Consider the following 1,181-nt stretch of genomic DNA (forward strand, 5'->3'; position numbering starts at 1 on the left):
GATGACACTCTGATTGGTGGTGGTGGTAATGACACTCTGCTTGGTGGTTTAGGAGACGACACTTATGTTGTTGACAGCACAGGTGATGTAGTTACAGAAGTAGCTAATCAAGGTACGGATTTAGTCCAATCATCTGTTACTTACACTCTGAGTGCCAACGTAGAAAACCTCATCCTCACGGGAACAGCTAACATTAACGGTACAGGTAACAGCCTGGATAATACTATCACAGGTAACAATGGGAATAACACCCTGAATGGTGGAACTGGTGCAGATACCCTGATTGGTGGTGTGGGTAACGACATTTACGTTGTTGACAACACAGGTGATGTAGTTACAGAAGCGTTGAATGGAGGTACAGAACTGATCCAATCATCTGTCACCTACACTCTGAGCGATAATGTAGAAAACCTTACTCTGACTGGAACTACAGCGATTAACGGTACTGGAAACAGCCTGAATAATACCATCACAGGTAATACGGCTAATAACATCCTTGATGGTGGTTTAGGCAATGATACCCTTAATGGTGGTTTAGGTACTGATCCCTTGATTGGTGGTTTAGGTAACGATATCTATGTTGTAGATAGCATAACTGACACCATAACGGAAAATCAGGGAGAGGGTACAGATACAATTCAATCTAGTGTCGCTCTTGCTCTTGCTACTTTCAGCAATATCGAAAACCTCATTCTTACAGGAACAACCGCTATCAACGGTATAGGTAACGATGGTAATAACGTCATTACAGGTAACACGGCTAATAACATCCTTGATGGTGGTTTAGGCAATGATACCCTTAATGGTGGTTTAGGTACTGATACCTTGATTGGTGGTTTAGGTAACGATATCTATGTTGTAGATAGCATAACTGTCACCATAACGGAAAATCAGGGAGAGGGTACAGATGGCATTCAATCCAGTGCAAGCTTTACTCTTGCTATCTTGAGCAATATCGAAAACCTTACCCTCACAGGAACAACTGCTATCAATGGTACAGGTAACGATGGTAATAACGTCATTACAGGTAACGCGGCTAATAACATCCTTGATGGTGGTACAGGAAATGATACCCTGATTGGTGGTGCAGGTAACGACACTTTGCTGGGTGATACAGGAAATGATACCCTGATTGGTGGTGCGGGTAACGACAGTTTGGTTGGTGGTACAGGAAATGATAC

1 protein-coding gene is annotated in these 1,181 nt (G+C 42.8%); it reads left to right on the top strand.

The annotated features are described in order from the left end of the window. Positions 1 to 1,181 (top strand): calcium-binding protein (locus ACIR310F_RS23085; RefSeq protein WP_196803244.1); only part of this gene is annotated, 1,181 nt, incomplete at both ends.

It is taken from the genome of Dolichospermum circinale AWQC310F, from assembly GCF_000426925.1.
Classification (GTDB): Bacteria; Cyanobacteriota; Cyanobacteriia; order Cyanobacteriales; family Nostocaceae; genus Dolichospermum; species Dolichospermum circinale.